This window comes from Streptomyces sp. NPDC001100 (assembly GCF_053598575.1).
This window is the reverse complement of record NZ_JBSFKO010000008.1, coordinates 91,141-111,517: the sequence shown is the minus strand read 5'-3', so window position 1 is coordinate 111,517 and position 20,377 is coordinate 91,141. Positions and strand designations below refer to the sequence as shown.

The 20,377-nt window shown below is 70.8% G+C and carries 19 protein-coding genes; 6 read left to right on the top strand and 13 right to left on the bottom strand.

Annotated elements, in window-relative coordinates:
• Positions 1–67 precede the first annotated feature (67 nt).
• Both ACWDEW_RS13970 and ACWDEW_RS13965 read right to left on the bottom strand, forming a co-directional pair.
• Positions 68–865 (bottom strand): TIGR03943 family putative permease subunit, encoded by a 798-nt coding sequence (locus ACWDEW_RS13970; RefSeq protein WP_450512613.1) that lies wholly within the window; start codon positions 863–865, stop codon positions 68–70.
• On the bottom strand, positions 862–1,986 hold the full coding sequence (locus ACWDEW_RS13965) for a permease (protein ID WP_450512611.1): 1,125 nt from the start codon (positions 1,984–1,986) through the stop codon (positions 862–864). Before ACWDEW_RS13965 ends, ACWDEW_RS13970 begins: the two co-directional genes overlap by 4 nt.
• A gap of 180 nt (positions 1,987–2,166) precedes the next feature.
• On the opposite strand from ACWDEW_RS13965, the gene ACWDEW_RS13960 reads away from it, so the two are divergent.
• Positions 2,167–4,062 (top strand): NAD-binding protein, encoded by a 1,896-nt coding sequence (locus ACWDEW_RS13960; protein WP_450512906.1) that lies wholly within the window; start codon positions 2,167–2,169, stop codon positions 4,060–4,062.
• Positions 4,063–4,167: 105 nt separating this feature from the next.
• On the opposite strand, the gene ACWDEW_RS13955 is transcribed toward ACWDEW_RS13960, so the two are convergent.
• Positions 4,168–5,985 carry a prolyl oligopeptidase family serine peptidase gene (locus ACWDEW_RS13955; RefSeq protein WP_450512609.1) on the bottom strand — a complete coding sequence of 606 codons (1,818 nt, stop codon included), beginning with the start codon at positions 5,983–5,985 and terminating at the stop codon, positions 4,168–4,170.
• A gap of 159 nt (positions 5,986–6,144) precedes the next feature.
• On the opposite strand from ACWDEW_RS13955, the gene ACWDEW_RS13950 reads away from it, so the two are divergent.
• Positions 6,145–6,939, top strand: a complete 795-nt coding sequence (locus tag ACWDEW_RS13950) for an SURF1 family protein (RefSeq protein ID WP_450512607.1) — start codon at positions 6,145–6,147, stop codon at positions 6,937–6,939.
• A 55-nt stretch (positions 6,940–6,994) separates the two neighbouring features.
• Here ACWDEW_RS13950 and ACWDEW_RS13945 read toward each other — a convergent pair whose 3' ends face one another.
• The 4 genes from ACWDEW_RS13945 to ACWDEW_RS13930 form a co-directional block, all read right to left on the bottom strand.
• Entirely contained in the window at positions 6,995–8,368 is a 1,374-nt protein-coding gene (locus tag ACWDEW_RS13945; RefSeq protein ID WP_450512605.1) for a hypothetical protein, read from the bottom strand.
• Entirely contained in the window at positions 8,365–8,940 is a 576-nt protein-coding gene (locus ACWDEW_RS13940; RefSeq protein ID WP_450512904.1) for a SigE family RNA polymerase sigma factor, read from the bottom strand. Before ACWDEW_RS13940 ends, ACWDEW_RS13945 begins: the two co-directional genes overlap by 4 nt.
• Positions 8,941–9,418: 478 nt before the next feature.
• Positions 9,419–10,486, bottom strand: coding sequence for an aspartate-semialdehyde dehydrogenase (locus ACWDEW_RS13935; protein WP_450512603.1), 1,068 nt, complete (start codon positions 10,484–10,486; stop codon positions 9,419–9,421).
• Positions 10,486–11,760, bottom strand: a complete 1,275-nt coding sequence (locus tag ACWDEW_RS13930) for an aspartate kinase (protein ID WP_450512601.1) — start codon at positions 11,758–11,760, stop codon at positions 10,486–10,488. Before ACWDEW_RS13930 ends, ACWDEW_RS13935 begins: the two co-directional genes overlap by 1 nt.
• Positions 11,761–11,947: 187 nt before the next feature.
• Here ACWDEW_RS13930 and ACWDEW_RS13925 point away from each other — a divergent pair, with 187 nt between their 5' ends.
• On the top strand, positions 11,948–12,634 hold the full coding sequence (locus ACWDEW_RS13925) for a response regulator transcription factor (protein WP_450512599.1): 687 nt from the start codon (positions 11,948–11,950) through the stop codon (positions 12,632–12,634).
• Positions 12,631–13,920: an ATP-binding protein gene (locus ACWDEW_RS13920; protein ID WP_450512597.1), complete on the top strand. Its 1,290-nt coding sequence runs from the start codon at positions 12,631–12,633 to the stop codon at positions 13,918–13,920. Before ACWDEW_RS13925 ends, ACWDEW_RS13920 begins: the two co-directional genes overlap by 4 nt.
• On the opposite strand, the gene ACWDEW_RS13915 is transcribed toward ACWDEW_RS13920, so the two are convergent.
• Both ACWDEW_RS13915 and ACWDEW_RS13910 read right to left on the bottom strand, forming a co-directional pair.
• Positions 13,886–14,386 carry an SgcJ/EcaC family oxidoreductase gene (locus ACWDEW_RS13915; protein ID WP_450512595.1) on the bottom strand — a complete coding sequence of 167 codons (501 nt, stop codon included), beginning with the start codon at positions 14,384–14,386 and terminating at the stop codon, positions 13,886–13,888. The genes ACWDEW_RS13920 and ACWDEW_RS13915 overlap by 35 nt on opposite strands.
• A gap of 105 nt (positions 14,387–14,491) precedes the next feature.
• A complete protein-coding gene (locus tag ACWDEW_RS13910; protein WP_019070330.1) occupies positions 14,492–14,683 on the bottom strand; it encodes a hypothetical protein in 192 nt (63 codons plus the stop codon).
• A 99-nt stretch (positions 14,684–14,782) separates the two neighbouring features.
• Here ACWDEW_RS13910 and ACWDEW_RS13905 point away from each other — a divergent pair, with 99 nt between their 5' ends.
• The gene (locus ACWDEW_RS13905; protein WP_450512593.1) at positions 14,783–15,502 is read left to right on the top strand and encodes a TSUP family transporter; all 720 of its coding nucleotides are present in this window, start codon (positions 14,783–14,785) and stop codon (positions 15,500–15,502) included.
• Between the two features lie 81 nt (positions 15,503–15,583).
• Here the strand turns inward: ACWDEW_RS13905 and ACWDEW_RS13900 are convergent, their stop codons facing one another.
• The 4 genes from ACWDEW_RS13900 to ACWDEW_RS13885 form a co-directional block, all read right to left on the bottom strand.
• Positions 15,584–16,660: a hypothetical protein gene (locus ACWDEW_RS13900; RefSeq protein ID WP_450512591.1), complete on the bottom strand. Its 1,077-nt coding sequence runs from the start codon at positions 16,658–16,660 to the stop codon at positions 15,584–15,586.
• 1,017 nt (positions 16,661–17,677) lie between these two features.
• The gene (locus ACWDEW_RS13895) at positions 17,678–18,340 is read right to left on the bottom strand and encodes a DUF5063 domain-containing protein (protein WP_381245312.1); all 663 of its coding nucleotides are present in this window, start codon (positions 18,338–18,340) and stop codon (positions 17,678–17,680) included.
• The gene (gene recR / locus ACWDEW_RS13890; RefSeq protein WP_019070339.1) at positions 18,333–18,932 is read right to left on the bottom strand and encodes a recombination mediator RecR; all 600 of its coding nucleotides are present in this window, start codon (positions 18,930–18,932) and stop codon (positions 18,333–18,335) included. The genes ACWDEW_RS13895 and recR overlap by 8 nt, the downstream gene beginning before the upstream one ends.
• 72 nt (positions 18,933–19,004) lie before the next feature.
• Positions 19,005–19,352: a YbaB/EbfC family nucleoid-associated protein gene (locus tag ACWDEW_RS13885; RefSeq protein ID WP_200690759.1), complete on the bottom strand. Its 348-nt coding sequence runs from the start codon at positions 19,350–19,352 to the stop codon at positions 19,005–19,007.
• Between the two features lie 274 nt (positions 19,353–19,626).
• Between ACWDEW_RS13885 and ACWDEW_RS13880 the strand changes: the two genes are divergently transcribed.
• The gene (locus ACWDEW_RS13880; RefSeq protein ID WP_450512588.1) at positions 19,627–20,346 is read left to right on the top strand and encodes an SLATT domain-containing protein; all 720 of its coding nucleotides are present in this window, start codon (positions 19,627–19,629) and stop codon (positions 20,344–20,346) included.
• The last annotated feature ends 31 nt before the right edge of the window (positions 20,347–20,377 follow it).

The window sequence follows — 20,377 nt, the reverse complement described above, 5'->3', positions numbered from 1 at the left end:
CGGGCTGCGGCACGGCCTGGAGACGAGGTCCGGCCGCCCGCCCCCTACGGCCCCGGGCCCTACCGCGTCACTGGTTCCAGCTCTCGTCGTACGGGTCCTTCGGGGTCGGGACCGGCTTGGCCTCGGTGACCTGGAAGTAGGGGATGGGGCGGTTGTTGACGGGGTCCTTGGTCTGCTTGGCGGAGTAGGTGCCGGTCACCAGCAGCCAGGTGTCGGGCTGCAGGACCGGCGGGATCTTGCCCGTCAGGGCGATCTTGACCGGCTGGGCGTCGGCGGCACAGCAGTTGAGGGCCATGCGGACGAGGTAGGGGGCGCCGGACTTGTCGAGGGCCACGAAGCCGGTGACCTTCAGCTGACGGTCGCCGAGGGAGTGCCCGTGGTCGTAGACCGCGCGGGTCGCGTAGTCGACCAGGCCGATGGTGAGCGGGTTGCTGGCGGGGAGCTTGGAGAGGCCGTAGGGCTGCTGGATGGCCGTGCCCGTGCGGACCGCGCTGTAGGAGCCGAGGGCGGGCGGGGCGACCAGGATGAGGGCGAAGAGGGGGAGCAACAGGAGCCAGGAGATGCGGGGTTCGCGGTGTACGTGGCCGCCGTGGCCCTCACCCTCCGGCTCCGCGTGGGTCTCCGAGTGAGCCGCGTCCGCGTGGGCCGCCTCCGCGTGGGCCGCCGCCTGCGCCTTCTCCGCCCGCGCCCGGCGCCACTCGTACCAGGCCGTCGCCAGTGCCGCCACGATGAGTACCGCGCCGGAGAGCAGCAGCAGCGGCTGGAGGCCCGCCTTGACGTAGCGGAGGTAGAGGTTGGTGAGGCCGGCGTGCAGCAGGGCCGTGCCGATCAGGAACAGGACGGCCGCCTGTGCCTGCCGGCTCACAGGAGCACCGCCGAGGTGACGACCGCGCCCGCGATGGCGAGGACGAAGGTGGCGGGCGCGAAACGCATCGCGAAGCCGCGCCCGAACGTGCCCGCCTGCATGGCGAAGAGTTTCAGGTCGATCATCGGTCCCACCACCAGGAACGCGAGTTTGGCCGTCAGGGAGAACTGGGTGAGAGACGCGGCCACGAACGCGTCCGCCTCCGAGCAGATCGACAGCAGGACGGCCAGGATCGAGAGGGCGAGGATCGCCACCACAGGGTTGTCGGCGGCGGTCCGCAGCCAGCTCGCGGGCGCCACGGCCTTGAGCGTCGCCGCCGACATCGCGCCGAGCACCAGGAACCCGCCGGCCTGCATCACGTCGTGCCGCACCGAGCCCCAGAACGCGGCCCCCTTCGTCTCCCCCGCGTGCGGCTCGTGGGCGGGAAGCTTCAGCCAGTCGGTACGGCCGAGCCGCGTCCACAGCCAGCCCATCAGACAGGCCACGAGCAGGCTGCCCGCGAACCGGGCGAGGACCATCTCCGGGTTGCGCGGGAACGCCACCGCCGTCGCGGTCAGCACGATCGGGTTGATCGCCGGGGCGGAGAGCAGGAACGCGATCGCCGCCGCCGGCGTGACACCCCGGCGCACCAGCGCCCCGGCCACCGGCACGGACGCGCACTCGCAGCCGGGCAGGATCGCGCCCGCCATCCCGGCCACCGGTACGGCGAGAACGGGATTGTTCGGCAGCGCGCGGGTGAACCACGTGGCCGGCACGAACACCGCGATGGCCGCCGACAGCAGCACGCCCAGCACCAGGAAGGGCAGTGCCTGCACGACCACGGCCACGAACACCGTCATCCAGCTCTGCATCACGGGCGCGGACAGGGCCGTACGGATCGGTCCCTGCGCCAGCACCACCAGGAGCAGCACCATGGTCAGCACGAGCGGCGAGTTGAGCTGCCAGCCGTCCTTGGCCGGTGCCCCCGGCTCCTTGGCCGGTGCGTGCGGCTCCTCGGGCGGTGCCTGCGGCTCCGTGGCCAGTGCGTGCGGCTCCTCGGCCGGTGCGTGCGGCTGCGGGGGTGATTCCGGGGTCGGCGGAGTCTCCGTGGTCGGCGCGGCTGGTTCGGTGGTGATGGCCACGGGTGTGCTACCTCCGGCAAGTGCGGGGTTTCGCGGGTTTTGCTCCCTGTCTCTGCATACGGCAGCCGGGGCGCGGGTGTTCAGCGGAATACTGGAACCACCCGCCTCCTTGGGGCAGTCTTTCCCCTCGTGGCGAGCAGCGTTCCTCATCAGACCCCGCCGGGCACCCCCCGGGCGCACATGGTGGTGTGCGGCGACGACGCGCTCGCGCACCGGCTCGCGGCCGAACTGCGCACCGTCTACGGCGAACAGATCACCCTCGTCGTACCGCTCTCCGAAGCCGCCTCCCGGCCACCGGTCGTGGGCCGTGCGCGGGCGGCCTCGGTGGCGCTGCGCGACCGGGTCAACGCGGCGGTGGCCAGGGCGAACGGCAACGGCGTACCGCCCGCCCCCGAACCTCCGCGCGGGGAGCGGGTGTTGGAGGTCCCCGAGCTGACCGAGGCGGTGTTCGCGGAGGCGGGCGTGGAGCGGGCGTCCGCGCTGGCGCTCGTGCACGACGACGACGAGACCAACATCCGTGCCGCCCTCACCGCCCGCCGCCTCAACCCCCGTATCCGGCTCGTGCTCCGCCTCTACAACCGGCGCCTGGGCCAGCACATCGAGGAACTCCTCGACCAGGCGGCCGCGTTGGCGACCGGTGACGGGACGGGCTCCGGCACCGGCCTCGGGCTCGACGCGTCCACGACCGTCCTCTCCGACGCCGACACCGCCGCGCCCGCGCTGGCCGCCACCGCTCTCGCCGGCACCAGCAAGGTCGTCCAGACCGACGGGCTGCTGCTGCGCGCGGTGGAACGGCCACCGCCCGCCCCCGGCGAGGTCGCCGACCCGGGGCTGGCCACGCTCGCCCTGCTCTCGGCCACCAGCAGCGACCCGGCCGGCGCGGACGGCTCCGAGGGCATGGGCGAACAGGGCCCGCGCCTGCTGCCCGACGCGGCGGCCGTCGCCTCGGCCACCGGGCGCGGGACCGTCGTTCTTGAACAAGTGTCGTACGCCGGGCCGCAGTTGCCGGGCGGGCGCGGGGGCGGTGTCGTACCGCCCTTCGCCTCCCTCTTCTCGCGGCGGCTGCGCTGGTCGCTGGCGGGCATGGTGGCGTGCGTGATCGCGCTCGCCGTGTCGCTGTGGCTGGTGACCGGTATCCATCCCGTGCGGGCCTTCTATCTGACGCTGCTCGATCTCTTCGCGATCGACGACCCCGCGATCGGGGCGCCGCTGGGCCGGCAGATCCTTCAACTCCTGTCCGGACTCGTCGGGTTGCTGATGCTGCCGGTGCTGCTGGCCGCGGTCCTTGAGGCCCTCGGCACGTTCCGTACGGCGTCCGCGCTGCGCAAGCCGCCGCGCGGGCTCGGCGGGCATGTGGTGCTGCTCGGGCTCGGCAAGATCGGCACCCGGGTGCTGACCCGGCTGCGCGAACTCGACATCCCCGTGGTGTGCGTCGAGGCCGACCCCGAGGCCCGCGGTCTCGCGGTCGCGCGCCGGCTGCGGGTGCCGGTGATCCTCGGGGACGTCACCCAGGAGGGCGTCCTGGAGTCCGCCAAGATCCACCGCGCCCACGCCCTGCTCGCGGTCACCAGCTCCGACACCACCAACCTCGAAGCCGTGCTCTACGCCCGCTCCGTGCGGACCGATCTGCGCGTCGTGCTCCGGCTATACGACGACGACTTCGCGACCGCCGTGTACCGCACCCTGCGCGCCGCCCACCCCGGTGCCCTCACCCGGAGCCGGAGTGTCTCGCATCTGGCCGCGCCCGCGTTCGCCGGGGCGATGATGGGGCGGCAGATCCTGGGCGCGATCCCCGTCGAGCGGCGGGTGCTGCTGTTCGCGGCGATGACCGTGGGTGGGCATCCCCAGCTGGAGGGGAAGACGGTCGCCGAGGCGTTCCGGGCCGGGTCGTGGCGGGTGCTGGCGCTGGACACGGCGAACCGGGACGCGTCGGAGGACGTACGGCGGTCGGGGCTGGTGTGGGAACTGCCCGACACGTATGTCCTGCGGGGCTCGGACAGGGTTGTGCTTGCGGCTACCCGGCGGGGGCTGGCGGAGTTGCTGGGGCGCAGGCCGCGGGACCGGGCCGCAACCTGATCAGGCGCCCCGCGCCGGGGTCGGCCGGGGGTGGGACCGCAACCCGGCGCTGCGGGGTGCCGTCCGCGCCCACCCGTGCCGCCCCGGCGGCACGACTGCCCGCGGCTAGCCGGACACCGGGGCCACTCCCCCCAAGTGCCTTGCCGCGAAGTCCAGTTCCAGTCTCACCTGCTTGATCCGCTCGTCCACCACCAGTGACCCGTGGCCCGCGTCGTACCGGTACACCTCGTGGACGGCGCCGCGCTTCTCCAGTCGTTCGACGTAGTTGTCGATCTGCTGGATCGGGCAGCGGGGGTCGTTGACGCCGGCCGAGATGTAGACGGGGGCCGTGACCTTGTCGACGTAGGTCAGCGGGGAGGACGCCTCGAAGCGGTCGGGGACCTCTTCGGGGGTGCCGCCCAGCAGGGTGCGGTCCATGGCCTTCAGGGCTTCCATCTCGTCGTGGTACGCCGTGACGTAGTCGGCGACCGGGACGGCCGCGATGCCCAGGGTCCAGGCGTCGGGCTGGGTGCCGATGCCCAGGAGGGTGAGGTAGCCGCCCCAGGAGCCGCCGGTGAGGATCAGCCGGGCGGGGTCGGCGAGGCCGGAGGTGATCGCCCACTCCCGGACCGCCGCGATGTCCTCCAGCTCGATCAGGCCGACCCGGACCTTCAACGCGTCCGTCCACGCCCGCCCGTACCCGGTGGAGCCGCGGTAGTTGACCCGGACGACCGCGTACCCGTGGTCGACCCAGGCAGCCGGGCCCGCCGCGAAGGAGTCGCTGTCGTGCCAGGTCGGGCCGCCGTGGATGTCGAAGACCGTGGGGAGCGGGCCGGTGGCGCCGGCCGGCTTCTGGACGAGGGCGTGGATACGGCCGCCGGGGCCCTCCACCCACACGTCCTCCACCGGGACCGAGCCGGGCGACTTCAGGCCGGGCGGGTCCAGGACGACCTCGCCGGTCGTCGAGCGCACGGCGGACGGCTCGGCGGCCGAGGACCAGAGGTATTCGACGCTGCCGTCGGGGCGGGCCGTGGCGCCCGAGACCGTGCCGGGCGGGGTCACCACCTTCTCCAGGTCGCCCGAGGCGAGGTCGTAGCGGAACACCTCGCTGCGGGCCTCGAAGCTGTGCGCGATGAGGAGGGCCGAGCCGTCCGGGTACCACTCGGCGCTCACGTCACCCGGCAGGTCCAGGGCCAGGTCGGTCTCCCCGCCCTTCACCACGTCCCACACCAGGGGCTCCCAACGGCCGCGCCGCTGATGCCCGATGAGGAGCCGGGTGTCGCCCTCCACGGGTGCGAAGCCGAGGACCTCAAGGCCCAGTTCCTCGGTGCCGCCCTTGGTGTCGTCCAGGTCGGCGACCGCCGTGCCGTCCGGGCGCAGGACGCGCAGCGCCGAGTGCATCGCGTCGCCGTGCTCGGTGTGCTCGATCGCGATCAGCGAGCCGTCGTGCGAGAGGTCGCCGACGCCCGCGGACTCGCGGTGGCGGTAGATCAGCGTGGTCTCGTCGCCGGTGCGGGCGAGGTGGATCGTCGTACCGTCCTCGTCCGTGGAGCGGCCGACGACGGCGGTCCTGCCGTCCCGCGCGAGGGCCAGCCCGGCCGGGTAGGACGGTTCGAGGCCGGGGACGGCCGGTTCGTCGGGGCCGCCCTTGAAGGGCTGGCGGCGCCAGACGCCGAACTCGTCGCCGTCCTTGTCGTCGAACCACCAGATCCACTCCCCGTCCGGGGAGAGCACACCGTCCGTCGTGCCGTTCGGCCGGTCCGTGACCTGGCGTTGCTCGCCCGTCGCCCGGTCCCAGGCGTACAGCTCATACGTCCCTGTCGCGTTCGACACGAACAGGGAACGGTCGGGTGCGTCCTCCGCCCAGTCGGGCAGGGACACTCGGGGCGCCCTGAAGCGCTTCTCCCAGTCCGGTGTGTACGCGGACCCGTTGCTCTCAGTCATGGCCCCATACTGCCCGCCCTCACAGACATTGCACTGACTGGATCCTCAGCCTGTGGATAACTTCGACCAAGACCCGGTCGGAGCATTGCCGACGGCCGGTGAACCTTCGGGCCCACCCCCGGGCCGGGGCCCTCGCGACGGCCCCGTACCGTGGAAGGCGTGTACCGGTTTCTGCTGACATCGCGCTGGTGGGGCATCAACGTCTTCGTACTGCTCGCCATCCCCTTCTGCATCTTCATGGGGTCGTGGCAGCTGAGCCGGTTCCAGGCGCGCGTGGACAGCAGCCACCAGGCCACCAAGCAGGTCGCGACGGACCGCACCGAGACCGCCCGCCCGCTCGCCGAACTGCTGCCGGTCGACCAGAGCACGTCAGGCCGGCAGACCACCGCGACCGGCCGCTACGGCAAGCAACTCCTGGTCCCCGACCGCCAGTTGGACGGGAAGAACGGCTACTACGTCCTCACCCTGCTGCGCACCGACGACGGCAAGGCGCTGCCCGTGGTCCGCGGCTGGCTGCCCGGCACGCCCGACGCGGCGAAAGCACCGGCCGCGCCGACCGGCGAGATCACCGTCACCGGCTCGCTCCAGGCCTCCGAGACCCCCGGCGACAACGGCGTCAGCGCCCAGGGCGGCCTGCCGTCCGGCCAGACCGCGGCGATCAGCGCGGCCTCACTGGTGAACCTGGTGCCCTACCCCGTGTACGACGCGTGGATCACGCTCGACAGGGCCGACTCGGGGATGACGGCCGTACCGGCGACCGCGCCCGCGAACACCGGCCTGGACCTGAAGGCGTTCCAGAACCTGGGCTACACCGGCGAGTGGTTCGTCTTCGCGGGCTTCGTCGTCTTCATGTGGTTCCGGCTGCTGCGCCGCGAGGTGGAGTTCGCGCGGGACGCGGAACTGGGGCTGCTGCCGGAGGACGAGAGCGAGCAGGCGGCCCGCGTCACCGTCTGACGCGCCCTGGGTCCCCCGTGAACCCGGCCACCGGAACGCGCGACCGGCGGCCGTCCTACGACCCCGACAGCAGGCCCGTCCAGTAGATCGTCCCCGCGCACGCGTTCGGGACGACGGTCGAGGTCGTCGGTGAGCCGCCCTCCGCCGTGAGGGACACCTGGACGCTGCCGTCGAGCGTGCCGTCCTCGGGGAGCAGCTGGGTGGACGTGCCGGTGTCACCGGCCGTGGAACCGCTGCTCGTGCTGGTGTCCTCCGAGGGCGACGGGCTGGCCGTGGTGCCGCCGCTGGTGGTGCCGCCGCTGTTGCCGCCACTGCTGGTGGGGCACGTCTCTGATGGCACCCAGGCGAACTTGACCTGGTAGGCGGAGCCCGGGAGCAGCACCAGTTCGGCGCGCTCCGTCGACGGGTCGGGCAGGCCGGCCGCCATGTCCCCCGCGGTGTGCCGCGTCGCGAAGATCTTGGCGCTTTCGGCCGCCCCCAGCGGGGAGAATCCCACGGTGCCGGCGGCGCTGACGGTACAGCTGGTGCCGGAGGTGTTGGTGACGGTGAACGTGCCGTAGACAACGCCCCCCGAGTCGGCGGCGGCCACGGACGAGGTGGCCGAGCCGAGCTGTGTGGCGGTGCAGATGGGCGCGGCCGTCCCGGTGCTGGACGAGGGGTTGGCGCTCACCGTGCCGGCGCCCGGGCTCTTGTTCCCGCCCTCGTTCTTGTGGCCGCCCGGATTCTGTCCCGACGTCTGCCCGGAGGAGCCGCCCGAGGTGCTGGAACCTCCGTCCGGGTTCTTGCCCTGACTGGTGCCGCCCTGGGCCTGTGAACTGTTGCCCGCCATGGACGGGTCGACCGAACCGGTCGAGTTCGAGACGTGCACGAGGGCCGGGATGGCGGTGCCGAAGAAGAGCGCGGCGGCGGCCATGCCGACGACGGCCTGGCGCTTGCGGGCCCGGCGGGCGGGCACCGCCTTGCGCAGGTGCTCCAGCGTGCCGTCGCGCGGCTCGACCTCCTGGACCGCCTGGCGCAGCAGGCGGCGCAGCGCCAGCTCGTCCGGGGCGAATCCCTCGGGGTCGTGGTCGCCGAGTCCGCCGAGCTGCGCGGCGAGCCCGGCGAATCCCCCGGGTCCCCCGGATCCTTCGGGGTCGCGCCCCTCGACGGTCTCGGGGTTCTCGGTGCCCGCGCGGCTCCCGGTGCCCGCGCGGTTCTCGGAGGTGTCCGGGTTCTCGGGGTTCTCCCCTCCGGGGGCGCCACCGGAGGCACCTCCGGAGTTCCCGTCGAGGCTCGGCCCCGTGGGGCTCTGTTCGTCGGGGCCGTGGTTCACAATTCCGTTCCCAGCGTGCGATGCGTTCGGTTCTTCCCTGCGCGCCCAGGTCGGACCGCGCCGGACTTCCGGCTCGCGCCGTTCGCGCGCGCCGCTCCCGTCGACGTTGTCGCTCATGCCGTCGCCTCCATCGCGACGCGGAGGGCGGCGATCCCGCGCGAGCCGTACGCCTTCACCGAGCCCAGCGAGATGCCGAGCGACTCGGCGACCTGCGCCTCGGTCATGTCCGCGAAGTAGCGCAGGACCAGCACCTCGCGCTGGCGGCGCTGCAGGCCCTTCATCGCCTTGATGAGGGAGTCGCGCTCCAGCTGGTCGTAGGCGCCCTCCTCCGCGCTGGCCATGTCCGGCATCGGCTTCGAGAGGAGCTTGAGGCCGAGGATGCGGCGGCGCAGGGCCGAGCGGGAGAGGTTGACGACGGTCTGGCGCAGATACGCCAGGGTCTTCTCGGGGTCACGGACACGTTTGCGCGCCGAGTGGACCCGGATGAACGCCTCCTGGACGACGTCCTCGCAGGAGGCGGTGTCGTCGAGGAGGAGCGCGGCCAGGCCGAGCAGCGAGCGGTAGTGCGCCCGATAGGTCTCGGTGAGGTGGTCGACCGTCGTTCCGGCCGCGACGGTGTCGTCGACACCTTCGCGCTGGTTCGGGATGCGGGCGGGCCGCGCTGCGGGCATCGGCGCGATCACCGGCATGCCGCCGGGCGCACGGGATCCACGCGGAGGCCGTAGGGCCGTGCCGCGTGCCGCAGTGAAGTCGAGTACCTGAGCCACGCAAGTTGGACGCGCTTCCCCCCTTGGGGGTTGTACGCGTCGACCGTCACATTTATGTCAGACGAAACAAACAGTCCACCCACCCGTCTGGTGTCAGGCAGCACAACCGACAGTGCGTCGAACACCCTCATGCCTACCCGCTCTTCCCCTGTGTCACGAAAGTCAGGGGCGTCCCCACGCCCCTCATCGCATCCCCGCGCCCGCTGAAGGGCGTCCGCAAAGACGCTCCCCGCTCACCGCGCGGTTGCGGGAAGCGGGGAGTGAAATCTTCGGATGCGGAGGTGGCTGGATTCAAGTGGTCCCAACCATTAATCCGGCCACATCGCGCACAGTGATCCTACAAACCCCTGCGCCACTGGCCAGCGGATTTACGACCGGGCGGAGTTGACGGGTCCGGTTCTCACCCGAGGTCCCGCGCCACCAGCTCGGCGATCTGTGCCGTATTGAGGGCCGCTCCCTTGCGCAAATTGTCCCCGCAGACGAACAGTTCGAGCGCCGTCGGGTCGTCCAGCGCCCGCCGCAGCCGCCCCACCCAGGTCGGGTCGGTGCCCACCACGTCGGCGGGGGTGGGGAACTCCCCGGCGGCCGGATTGTCGAAGAGGACGACGCCCGGAGCCGTAGCAAGGATTTCGCGCGCCTTGTCGACGGTGACCTCGCCCTGGAAGCGGGCATGGACGGTGAGGGAGTGCGTGGTGACCACGGGAACGCGCACGCAGGTCACGGCGACCGGCAGCGCGGGCTGGCCGAGGATCTTGCGGGTCTCGTCCCGCACCTTCATCTCCTCCGAGGACCAGCCGTCCTCGCGCAGGGACCCGGCCCACGGTACGACGTTCAGCGCCACCGGCTCCGGGAACGGCCCGGTGTTGTCGCCGACGGCCCGGCGCACGTCACCGGGCTTGGTGCCCAGGTCCGTGCCGGCCACGAGGGCGAGCTGCTGGCGCAGGGTGTCCACGCCGGCCCGTCCGGCCCCGCTGACCGCCTGGTACGACGACGCCACCAGCTCGCGCAGCCCGAACTCGGCGTGCAGCGCGCCCACGGCGACGATCATCGACAGGGTCGTGCAGTTCGGGTTGGCGATGATCCCGCGCGGTCGCCAGCGCACCTTGTGCGGGTTGACCTCGGGGACCACCAGGGGCACCTCGGGGTCCATCCGGAAGGCGCCCGAGTTGTCGACGACCACCACGCCCTTGGCTGCGGCGACCGGCGCCCACTGGGCGGAGACCTCGTCGGGTACGTCGAACATCGCGACGTCGACCCCGTCGAAGGCCTCCTCCGTCAGGGCCACCACCTCGACCTGCTCCCCGCGCACGGCCAGCTTGCGGCCGGCCGAGCGCGGAGAGGCGATCAGGCGGATCTCGCCCCAGATGTCCGCGTGCTGGGACAGGATCTGGAGCATGACCGTGCCGACGGCCCCGGTCGCTCCGACAACGGCGAGCGTCGGACGCACGGTCGCTCCGGTGGTGGCCATCAGCGGCCGGTGCCTCCGTAGACGACGGCTTCGTCGCTGTCGGAGTCCAGGCCGAACGCCGTGTGCACGGCGCGGACGGCCTCGTTGACGTCGTCGGCGCGGGTGACCACCGAGATACGGATCTCGGAGGTCGAGATCAGCTCGATGTTGACGCCCGCGTCGGAGAGGGCGGTGAAGAAGTCGGCGGTGACGCCCGGGTTCGTCTTCATCCCGGCGCCCACCAGCGAGATCTTCCCGATCTGGTCGTCGTAGCGCAGCGACTCGAAGCCGATGCCGCCCTTGTTCTTCTCCAGGGCGTCGATGGCCTTGCGGCCCTCCGCCTTGGGGAGGGTGAAGGAGATGTCCGTCAGACCCGTGGAGGCCGCCGACACGTTCTGCACGATCATGTCGATGTTGACCTGGGCGTCGGAGATCGTCCGGAAGATCACCGCGGCCTCGCCCGGCTTGTCGGGCACGCCGACGACCGTGATCTTGGCCTCGGAGGTGTCGTGCGCGACACCGGAGATGATGGCCTGCTCCACCTGCTGGACTCCTTGCTTCGGCTCACTGCTGACCCACGTGCCCTGAAGTCCGCTGAAGCTGGACCGCACATGGATCGGGATGTTGTATCGGCGGGCGTACTCCACACAGCGGTGGAGCAGCACCTTGGAGCCGGATGCGGCGAGCTCCAGCATGTCCTCGAAGGCGATCCAGTCGATCTTCTTCGCCTTCGGCACCACACGCGGGTCGGCGGTGAACACCCCGTCGACGTCCGTGTAGATCTCGCAGACCTCGGCGTCGAGGGCGGCGGCCAGCGCGACGGCGGTGGTGTCGCTGCCACCGCGCCCCAGCGTGGTGATGTCCTTCTTGTCCTGGCTCACACCCTGGAACCCGGCGACGATGGCGATGTTGCCCTCGTCCAGCGCGGTCCGGATGCGCCCCGGCGTGACATCGATGATCCGGGCTTTGTTGTGGACCGAGTCGGTGATGACGCCTGCCTGGCTGCCGGTGAACGACTGGGCCTCGTGCCCCAGGTTTTTGATCGCCATGGCCAGCAGTGCCATGGAGATCCGCTCTCCGGCGGTCAGCAGCATGTCGAACTCACGCCCGGCGGGCATCGGAGATACCTGCTCGGCGAGATCGATCAGCTCGTCCGTCGTGTCGCCCATCGCGGAAACGACGACGACCACTTGGTGGCCGTTCTTCTTCGCTTCCACGATTCGCTTGGCGACGCGCTTGATGCCCTCGGCATCGGCTACGGAGGAGCCTCCGTACTTCTGCACGACAAGGCCCACGTGCGCTCCTCGCTCAGTCCTGGTGTGTCGGCTCAGTTTAACGAGCGCCCGAAATTCCCTTCCCAGGTATCGCATGGTGAGATTCGGACGCCCAGGTCAGCGCATGCCCAATCCAAGGGTGCGGGAAAAGTGCCGAGCGTCACAGGTGACGGCCGAGACGGGGGTTTCCCGCACTAAGGTGCGCCGTGTGCGCGTACTTCTGGTGGAAGACGATGAACCCGTGGCCGAGTCGCTCCGCCGCGGACTGCTGCGCTACGGCTTCGAGGTCGACTGGGTCACCACGGGCGGCGCGGCGCTGAGCCACTCCGCCCCCTACGACGTCGTCCTGCTCGACCTCGGCCTGCCCGACACCGACGGCCTCGACGTGTGCAAGGCGCTGCGCGCCCGCGGCGACGTCCCGATCATCGTGATCAGCGCGCGCAGCGACGAGACGGACCGGGTGGTCGGCCTGGAGCTGGGCGCCGACGACTACGTGTCGAAACCGTTCGGTGTCCGCGAGGTCATCGCCCGCATAAGGGCGGTGATGCGCCGCGCACAGCCCCGCGCGGCCGCCGAGGCCGCCGGCCCCGACGCGTACGGCGCCCGCCTCACCGTCGACCGCAAGGCCGCCCGCGTCCGCCTCGACGGCGAGGAGGTGCCGCTGGCCCCCAAGGAGTACGACCTGCTGTCGTTCCTCACCGAGGAGCCGGGCGCGCTGATGTCGCGCGAGCAGATCATGGAAGCGGTCTGGGACGCGAACTGGTTCGGCCCGACGAAGACACTCGACGTCCATGTGGCCGCGCTGCGAAGGAAGTTGGCGGGCGCGATCACGATCGAGGCGGTACGGGGCGTGGGCTTCCGCCTGGAGATCGTCGACGGGCCCCCGGCCTCATGATCCGGCAGCTGATCGTCAGCTACGTCCTGCTCGTGGCCGTGGCGCTGACGGCGTTCACCGTACCGGTCGCCTTCACGCTGACCGCCCAACTCCGGGGCGACACCGAGCAGTCGGTGCGGCGCGAGGCCAAGACGATGGCGTTGCTGCTGAGCGGCGACGCCGCCTCGCGCGCCGCCCTGGACCGCATGGTGGTGGCGTACGCGCAGGAGACCCCCGGCACGGCCGAGGTACTGCCCGCCGCACAGGCGAAGACCGCGACGCACTGGGGCGACGGGAAGCTGGAGGTGACGGCACCGGCGCAGCGCGACGGCCGGACGGTGGGCGCCGTACGCATCACGTACCCGACCTCCGACCTGACCCGGCGGCTCTGGCAGATCTGGGGCTTCCGCGCGGTCCTCGCTCTCGCGGTCCTGGCGGTGGCGGCCGGCCTGGGCGCGCTCGTGGCCCGCCGCCTCACCCGCCCCCTGCGCCAACTCAACGACATGGCGAGCAAGTTCAGCGACGGCGACCTGACGGCACGTACGCCCGTGACAGGCCCGCACGAGACGCAGACGCTGGCCAGGACGTTGAACCAGGCGGGCGAGCGCCTGGACACCCTCATCGCCTCGCAGCGCATCTTCGTGGCCGACGCCTCCCACCAACTCCGCACCCCGCTCACGGCGTTGAGACTCTCGCTGGACAACATCGCGGACGGCGTGGACGACGAGTTCGTACGGGAGGACGTCGACCAGGCGACGGCCGAAGTGGTCCGGATGAGCCGCCTCGTCAACGGTCTCCTGGTGCTGGCGCGGGCCGAGGCGAAGGTGACGGCGGCGGAACCGCTGCCGCTGCGGGAGATCGCGGCCGAACGCCTCTCGGTGTGGAGACCGGCCGCCGACGAGCGCGGGGTCGAGATCGCGCTCAGGGGGAGTTTTGCCGACGGCCGGCCGCTTGTGCTGGCCAGTCCCGGTCATCTCGAACAGGTCCTGGACAACGTGCTGTCGAACGCCCTGGAGGTGTCACCGGACGGCGCGAAGATCACCGTGAATGCCCAATCCCGGGGCGACGAGGTCGAGTTGACGGTGACGGACGAGGGCCCCGGCATGTCCGACGCGGACAAGTCCCGCGCCTTCGACCGCTTCTGGCGCGGCCAGGGCCTCACCGGGCGCACCGGTTCGGGCCTGGGCCTGGCCGTCGTACGCCAGTTGGTGACGGACGACGGCGGCACGGTGACGCTGCGGGACGCGCCCGGCGGAGGACTTGTTGTCGCGATCACCCTTCGGGCATCACCGAGGAGTGGTGGTTGACGATCAGCCACTTGCCGCCGCGCTTCTCGTACTCGTAGGTGTAACGGGCTTCGACGACCCGCTTGGCGCCGGTCTTCGGATCGGTGAGCGTGAACTCGTAAATGCCCGTGTCTATCGCGGAGTTGCTGTCGAGGACGTTGACGATCGTCTCGACCTTCTTGCCGACCGGCTTGTTCGGCAGGAAGTGCTCGAAGTAGTCGACGATCTCCGCGCGGTCGGTGCGGATCTTGTTGGAGACGGTGGGGAGCAGTACGGCGTCCGGCGCGTACCGGTCCGCGACCTTCTTGGGGTCACCGGTCTTGAGCGCGGCGTTCCAGCCGTCGAAGAGGGCGGCTATCTGCTTCTTGGAGGGCTTGGCATCGTGCTGGGGCCCGGCGGTCGCGGCGACGGTGCCGGCGGTGCCGAGGGCCAGGGCGGTGGTGACGGTGACGACGGCTGCACGCTTACTGATGGACCGGCGGGTCATCTCAACTCCAGTTGTACTGGTGCCTTTTGGGATGACTCCAGACTGGCTTTCGGCCGGTTAGCGCCCGTACAGCGGACGTACAGGGGCGAGGAAGGGCTGCTCCAATTAACGCGCTGTCGCCGACTGACCACGGTCCCGGACGAGGCTGACACCGGCGCCCAGCGACACGACCCCCATCCCGACGGCGGTCATGACGCCCTGCGTTCCGTCGACCACGAAGGGTGCGACTGCGGCGACGGCCAGGTTGAAGAGGAAGAGGAACCAGAGGACGGGCTTGGAGGAGAGGAAGTTCTTCATGCGTCCAACGATCCCGTTTCCGCAGGTCCGCAACGAGGGAGCCCAGTCCCGAAGTGAGGGTGTAGCGGGCTGCACCCCGCCCCTGGATGATGTTGCCCCATGACGGGGGACATACTGCTGGCCGCGATCGTCCTGCTCGGCTCTTCCGTCCAGTGGCTGACGGGGATGGGCTTCGCGCTGGTGGCCGTACCGGCACTGGTACTGCTGCTCGGCCCGACGCAGGGGGTCGTCCTCGCGAACTGCGCCGCCGGCGCGATCAGCGTCGTGGGCCTGGCGGGCGGCTGGCGCAGTGTCCGGGCACGCGCGATGGTCCCGCTGTGCGCGGCGGCGGTGTGCACGGTGCCGGCGGGGGCGTGGATGACCCGCCAACTCCCGCCGCCCGTCCTCCTGTTGGTGATGGGCGGGTTGGTGACGGTGGCTGTCCTGCTGGTGATGAAGGGCGCCCGGGTGCCGGCACTTCGGGGTACTCGCGGTGCCGTGGCGGCGGGAGCGGCAGGCGGTTTCATGAACGCGGCGGCGGGGGTGGGCGGTCCGCCGATCTCCCTCTACGCGGTCAACGCGGGTTGGACGGTACGGGAGTTCGTGCCGAACGCGCAGTTCTACGGCGTCATCGTCAACGCGTTCTCGGTGGCGGCGAACGGGGTGCCGTCGTTGAGCGGGGCGCGGTGGGTGGCGGTCGGCGCGGCGATGGTTGTGGGCGGGGTGATCGGGCGGGGGCTGGCGGGGCGGATACCCGAACCGCGGGCGCGGGCACTGGTGTTGACGCTGGCGCTGGCGGGCGGGGTGACGGCGGTGGGGAAGGGGGTTTGGGGGTTGTGACCCTCGGCTCCACAGCGCCCGACCGGCACCTCCTGCACGCTCATACGCCGCCGCCCTCTCCTCCGTGCCGCTTCCCGACCGTCACGGGTTCCACCGCCTCGGCGGGAGGCCGTTCGCGATGCGGTCGCGGTTGTCGCGGTAGTGGTAGTGGACGCGGTCCTCGATCAGCACGGGGCGGAACGTGTCGGGGACGGGCCCGCCCGTGCGGCGTTCCAGCTTCTGCTTCAGGAAGCGGGCCGTCGTGGTTCCCAGGTAGGCGATCTCCTCGAACCCCTTCTTGATCTCCTCCTCGCTCAGATCCGGCTCCGCGCGGCATTCCTCGCAGATGCCGTTGACGATCTTCGCCGTCCGCTCGTCGGCGTCGCAGGTGGCGCAGGCCATGAGCACGCGGGTCACACGGGCGCGGAGGGGGCGGGTCTCGGCGGCGTCGTTCTTCTTCGGGGGCATCTTCGTCTCCAATCGGTTGCGGGCCAGTCCGCCCGGGTTCGTGATGGTGGGTGGCAGTCCGTCGGTCAGCGCGCGGGCCATGCCGGCCGGGGTGGCGCCTCGTGTCAGCCACTCGGCGGCGAGGGGTTCGAGGGCGCGGCACTCGGCTTCGGAGAGGGACATACGGGGGTCTGCGGTGCGGAGTTGGGCGAGTGCGCGGTACGCGGCGCTGGGCTCGGGGGTCGGGTCCGGCGCCGGGGTCGGGTCCGGCGCCGGCGTCCCGTCGATCTCGCTCTCGCTGTCGCTCTCCGGCGCAAGGGTCGGGGTCGGGGTCGGGTCTTCCGTCCTCGCCAGGCCCGGCTGGTAGTCGTGCGTTACGTCCCTGCCGTGGCGCTCCCGCGCGAACTCGGCCCACCACTGCGCCGACCTGGGCGTACGCGACCAGTACGTCCGCGTCACCCACCGCATCGAGTTGTCCTCGACGGTGATGTGTTCCTTGATCCAGCGCAGGTGGCCGGCCTCGGTGAGGCTCTTGAGCGACGTACGGCAGGCCTGCTGGCCGTAACGGGGATGCTCGGCCGCGATCACCTTGTGGCCCATGGCGTGGCCGTTGTCGAGGTGGTCGATGAAGACGGCGAACTCGGCGTCGCGGGGGCTCAGATGTGCGAAGTCCGGGTCCGCGTGCGGGTCTTCGTCACCCGTGGCGCGTTTTCCGTAGCCCGTTTTGGCCATGGGGTGCGACGGGGACGGCAGGGCGGGGCTAGGCTGCGTGTAAACCACGGTCGAAGTCTCGATTCGATCTGTAGGTCCAGGCCCCGGAGCCGGTGTTGGCGCACCGACCGGGGCCGATCTATTTGCTCGTTTGCCGCGAACCTAGAGCGGCTTTACGTTGCAGCGCAAGCTGATCACGGAACGTCACCCGTTCGGGTTAAACCCCCCTCAACTCACGTACAGGCTTGGTTGGTTGGGTTGTTTTCACCCAGCCCAGAACCCAAGAAAAGAGCTCGAAGCCCGGGGCTCAAGCTCCGGGGTGAGCTGCGGAGACCTCGGCACGCTGTGTTGGGACTGGCCAGGATTCGAAGCGCTTCTCGACGTGAGTGATCCAGCCGAGGACTCTCCAGCTCCAGCAAGTTGTTCACACCCGGCGGAACTTCGACGTCGTACATCATTGCCGTACGCGGTGGGCCTTCACTGCCGGCAGCCGTAGCGTCCTCCGGAACCTGCTCCCCCACCGCCGCAACAGACCCGGGCCGCGCCGCCAGTGACGCCACCGACACCGCCGTCAACTGGTCCCCGTCGTAGTCCCGTTGTCGGTAGGTCGCCACGACCCCGACAAGCCGACCCCGCGCGAACAACGCCCCGCCCGACGCTCCCGCCCACCGTGACTTCTCGTCCGGCCTGCCGAGGACGGCGACTTCGTCGACGTACGCGGCGATCAGACCACCGGACTTGAACCCGGTCAGCGTCTCGATGTGGCCGCAGATCTCCTTGGTGTCACGGATGCCGTCCCGCACCTCCGAACGGGGAAAGCCGACCGGAACACACCTCAACCGCTCGTCCCTGACCACCGAGCCGTCGATCCGGCCCCATCCGACAGGCTCAACTCCCGCAGGCGGCACCCACCCCGGATCCGTGATCCTGACCAACGCCCCGTCCACCCGAGGCTCCCGCCCAAGATCAGGCAGTGGCTCCGTCAGCGGCCACAACACCCCCGCCGCAGGCCATTTGGAAACGTGCCGTGGAAAAGCCCTACTTGACCGGCCTGATCCCCAACGGCCCCGCGATCTCCTCCGCCATCACCGCGCCCGCCTCGAACTCCAGCGTCTCGTCGCCCATGACGCTCTGGTCGGTGTCGAGGCCGTCGAGTTCCGCAAGGGGCTGGTTCAACCGCACATGCGCGACCACCGACTGGAGTGCACGCAGCGTCGCCGACGCCGTGGAGCCCCAGTTGGAGAAGTAGGAGAACTGCCACCACCACAGGGCCTCCGTGGTGCGGCCCGCGCGGTAGTGGGCCATGCCGTGGCGGAGGTCGGTGATGAGGTCGGCGAGGTCGTCGGAGATGCGGGCCGGGACCGGGGCCTTGCGCGGCTCGTAGGGGTCGAAGACCTCCGAGTAGACGTCGATCGGCTCCAGCATCACCGCGAAGCGCTCGCGGAGTTCGTCCACGTCCGGCTCCGGGCCCAGGTCGGGCTCGTAGCGCTCGTCGGGGACGATGTCCTCGTGTGCGCCCAACCGGCCTCCCGCGAGCAGGAGTTGGGAGACCTCCAGGAGGAGGAAGGGGACCGCGGAGTCGGGGTCCTCGCCCTTCGCTACCTCCGACACGGCCACCAGGAAGCTCTCGACCTGGTCCGCGATCTGGACCGCGAAGTCGTCCGGGTCCTGCGCGGTGGCATGCAGTGTGGCGTCAGACATCTAGGAGTCGTCTCCCCTCGAAGGCGCGGCCGAGGGTCACCTCGTCCGCGTATTCCAGGTCTCCGCCCACCGGGAGGCCGCTGGCCAGGCGGGTGACCTTGAGGCCCATGGGCTTGATCATGCGGGCGAGGTACGTGGCCGTGGCCTCGCCTTCCAGATTCGGGTCCGTGGCAAGGATCAGCTCCGTGACCGTACCGTCGGCCAACCGCGCGAGAAGTTCTCGTATACGCAGGTCGTCCGGTCCGACACCTTCGATCGGGCTGATCGCGCCGCCGAGGACGTGGTACTTACCCCGGAATTCGCGCGTGCGTTCGACCGCTACGACGTCCTTGGGCTCCTCGACCACGCAGATCACCGAGAGGTCGCGGCGCGGGTCGCGGCAGATGCCGCACAGCTCTTCCTGCGCAACGTTTCCGCAGGTCGCGCAGAAGCGGACCTTCGCCTTGACCTCCATCAGGCACTGCGCGAGCCGGCGGACGTCCGTCGGCTCGGCCTGCAGGATGTGGAAGGCGATCCGCTGCGCGCTCTTGGGACCGACGCCGGGGAGCCGCCCCAACTCGTCGATGAGGTCCTGGACCACGCCCTCGTACAACGGACTGCCTGCCCTTCCTCGGGATCGTGCGGGAGGTATGTACGTACGTACCGTAGTTGGCCGCGGGTCGTCTTAGAAAGGCAGACCCGGGATACCGCTGCCGCCGCCGCCCAGTCCCTGCGCGAGCGGGCCGAGCTTCTGCTGCTGGAGGGTCTGCGCGTTCTCGTTGGCCGCCTGGACGGCCGCGACGATGAGGTCGGCGAGCGTCTCGGTGTCGTCGGGGTCGACCGCCTTCGGGTCGATCTTCAGTGCGCGCAGCTCGCCGGCACCGGTGACGGTGGCCTTGACCAGGCCGCCGCCGGCCTGTCCGTCGACCTCGGTCCGCGCCAGTTCCTCTTGCGCGTTCGCCAGGTCCTGCTGCATCTTCTGGGCCTGCTGGAGCAGCTGCTGCATATTGGGCTGGCCACCACCGGGAATCACGATCAGCTCCTGGTTTCGTACGGCTGTCAGTCAGGGGTTCGGGCAGGGGTACGGCTGTCCGGGCGAGGTTTTTCCCCGCTCGGCACGAGCCTACGTGGTCCGAGCAGTCATCGCTTCAGCACTCTTTCGAGTGAGTCCTTACCGCGTCCTATACCTGATCAAGACCCACTTCCGGGCGGAAAAGAGGTGAAACCGGAGCCTTCGCCACCCATTGGGCGGTAGGAAGGATCCGGCACATCAGCATCAGGTGTCACACAACGTAAGGGAGTGCCGGGTGGGTCAGCCGGAGATTCAGCCCGAGGGTGGCGATCTGGCCGGGCGGGCGTTTCCGCTCGGTGACTGGGGCGAGCCCGCGGCCCGGCTGGACGAGCTGTACCGGTGGGTCGAGCGCGGGGCGCTGGAGACGGCGGCCTGGTACCTCGCGGACCGGGTGTGGAAGCGGCGCGGGGCGCGGGTGCTGCGCACGGGTGCGGCGCTGAGCGCGGTCGTCGGAGCCGGGCTGCCGCTGCTCGACCTCACCGGGGTGGTGGCCGGGCTGGCCGCCTGGGGCTATCTGGCGCTGCTGCTCGGGGCGGCGTGCGTGGCCGGGGACCGGCTCTTCGGGATGACGTCCGGGTGGATGAGGGACGTGGCTACGGCGCAGGCGGTACAGCGGCGTCTTCAGGTGCTCCAGTTCGACTGGGCGTCGGAGGGCGTACGGGAGGTGCTGGGGCCGGCCGACGGGACGGCGAGCGAGGCCGCTGACCGGTGCCTGGGGGTGCTGCGGCGCTTCTCGGAGGACGTGACGGAGCTGGTGCGGATGGAGACGGCCGACTGGATGGTGGAGTTCCGGACCGGTTCGGCACCGCTGGGCATCCAGTCGACGGTGACCGGTGGGGGGCGGCAGGAGGGGGCCGTCGTACACGGCAGGTTCCCGATGCCACCGGGCCCGGGCGGACCGGGCGGCGGCAGCCGGCCCAACATGCCACGGCAGCGACCGCCCGAGCCGCGGTGAGGTGAGCGGGAGCGGGAGCGGGAGCGCACGG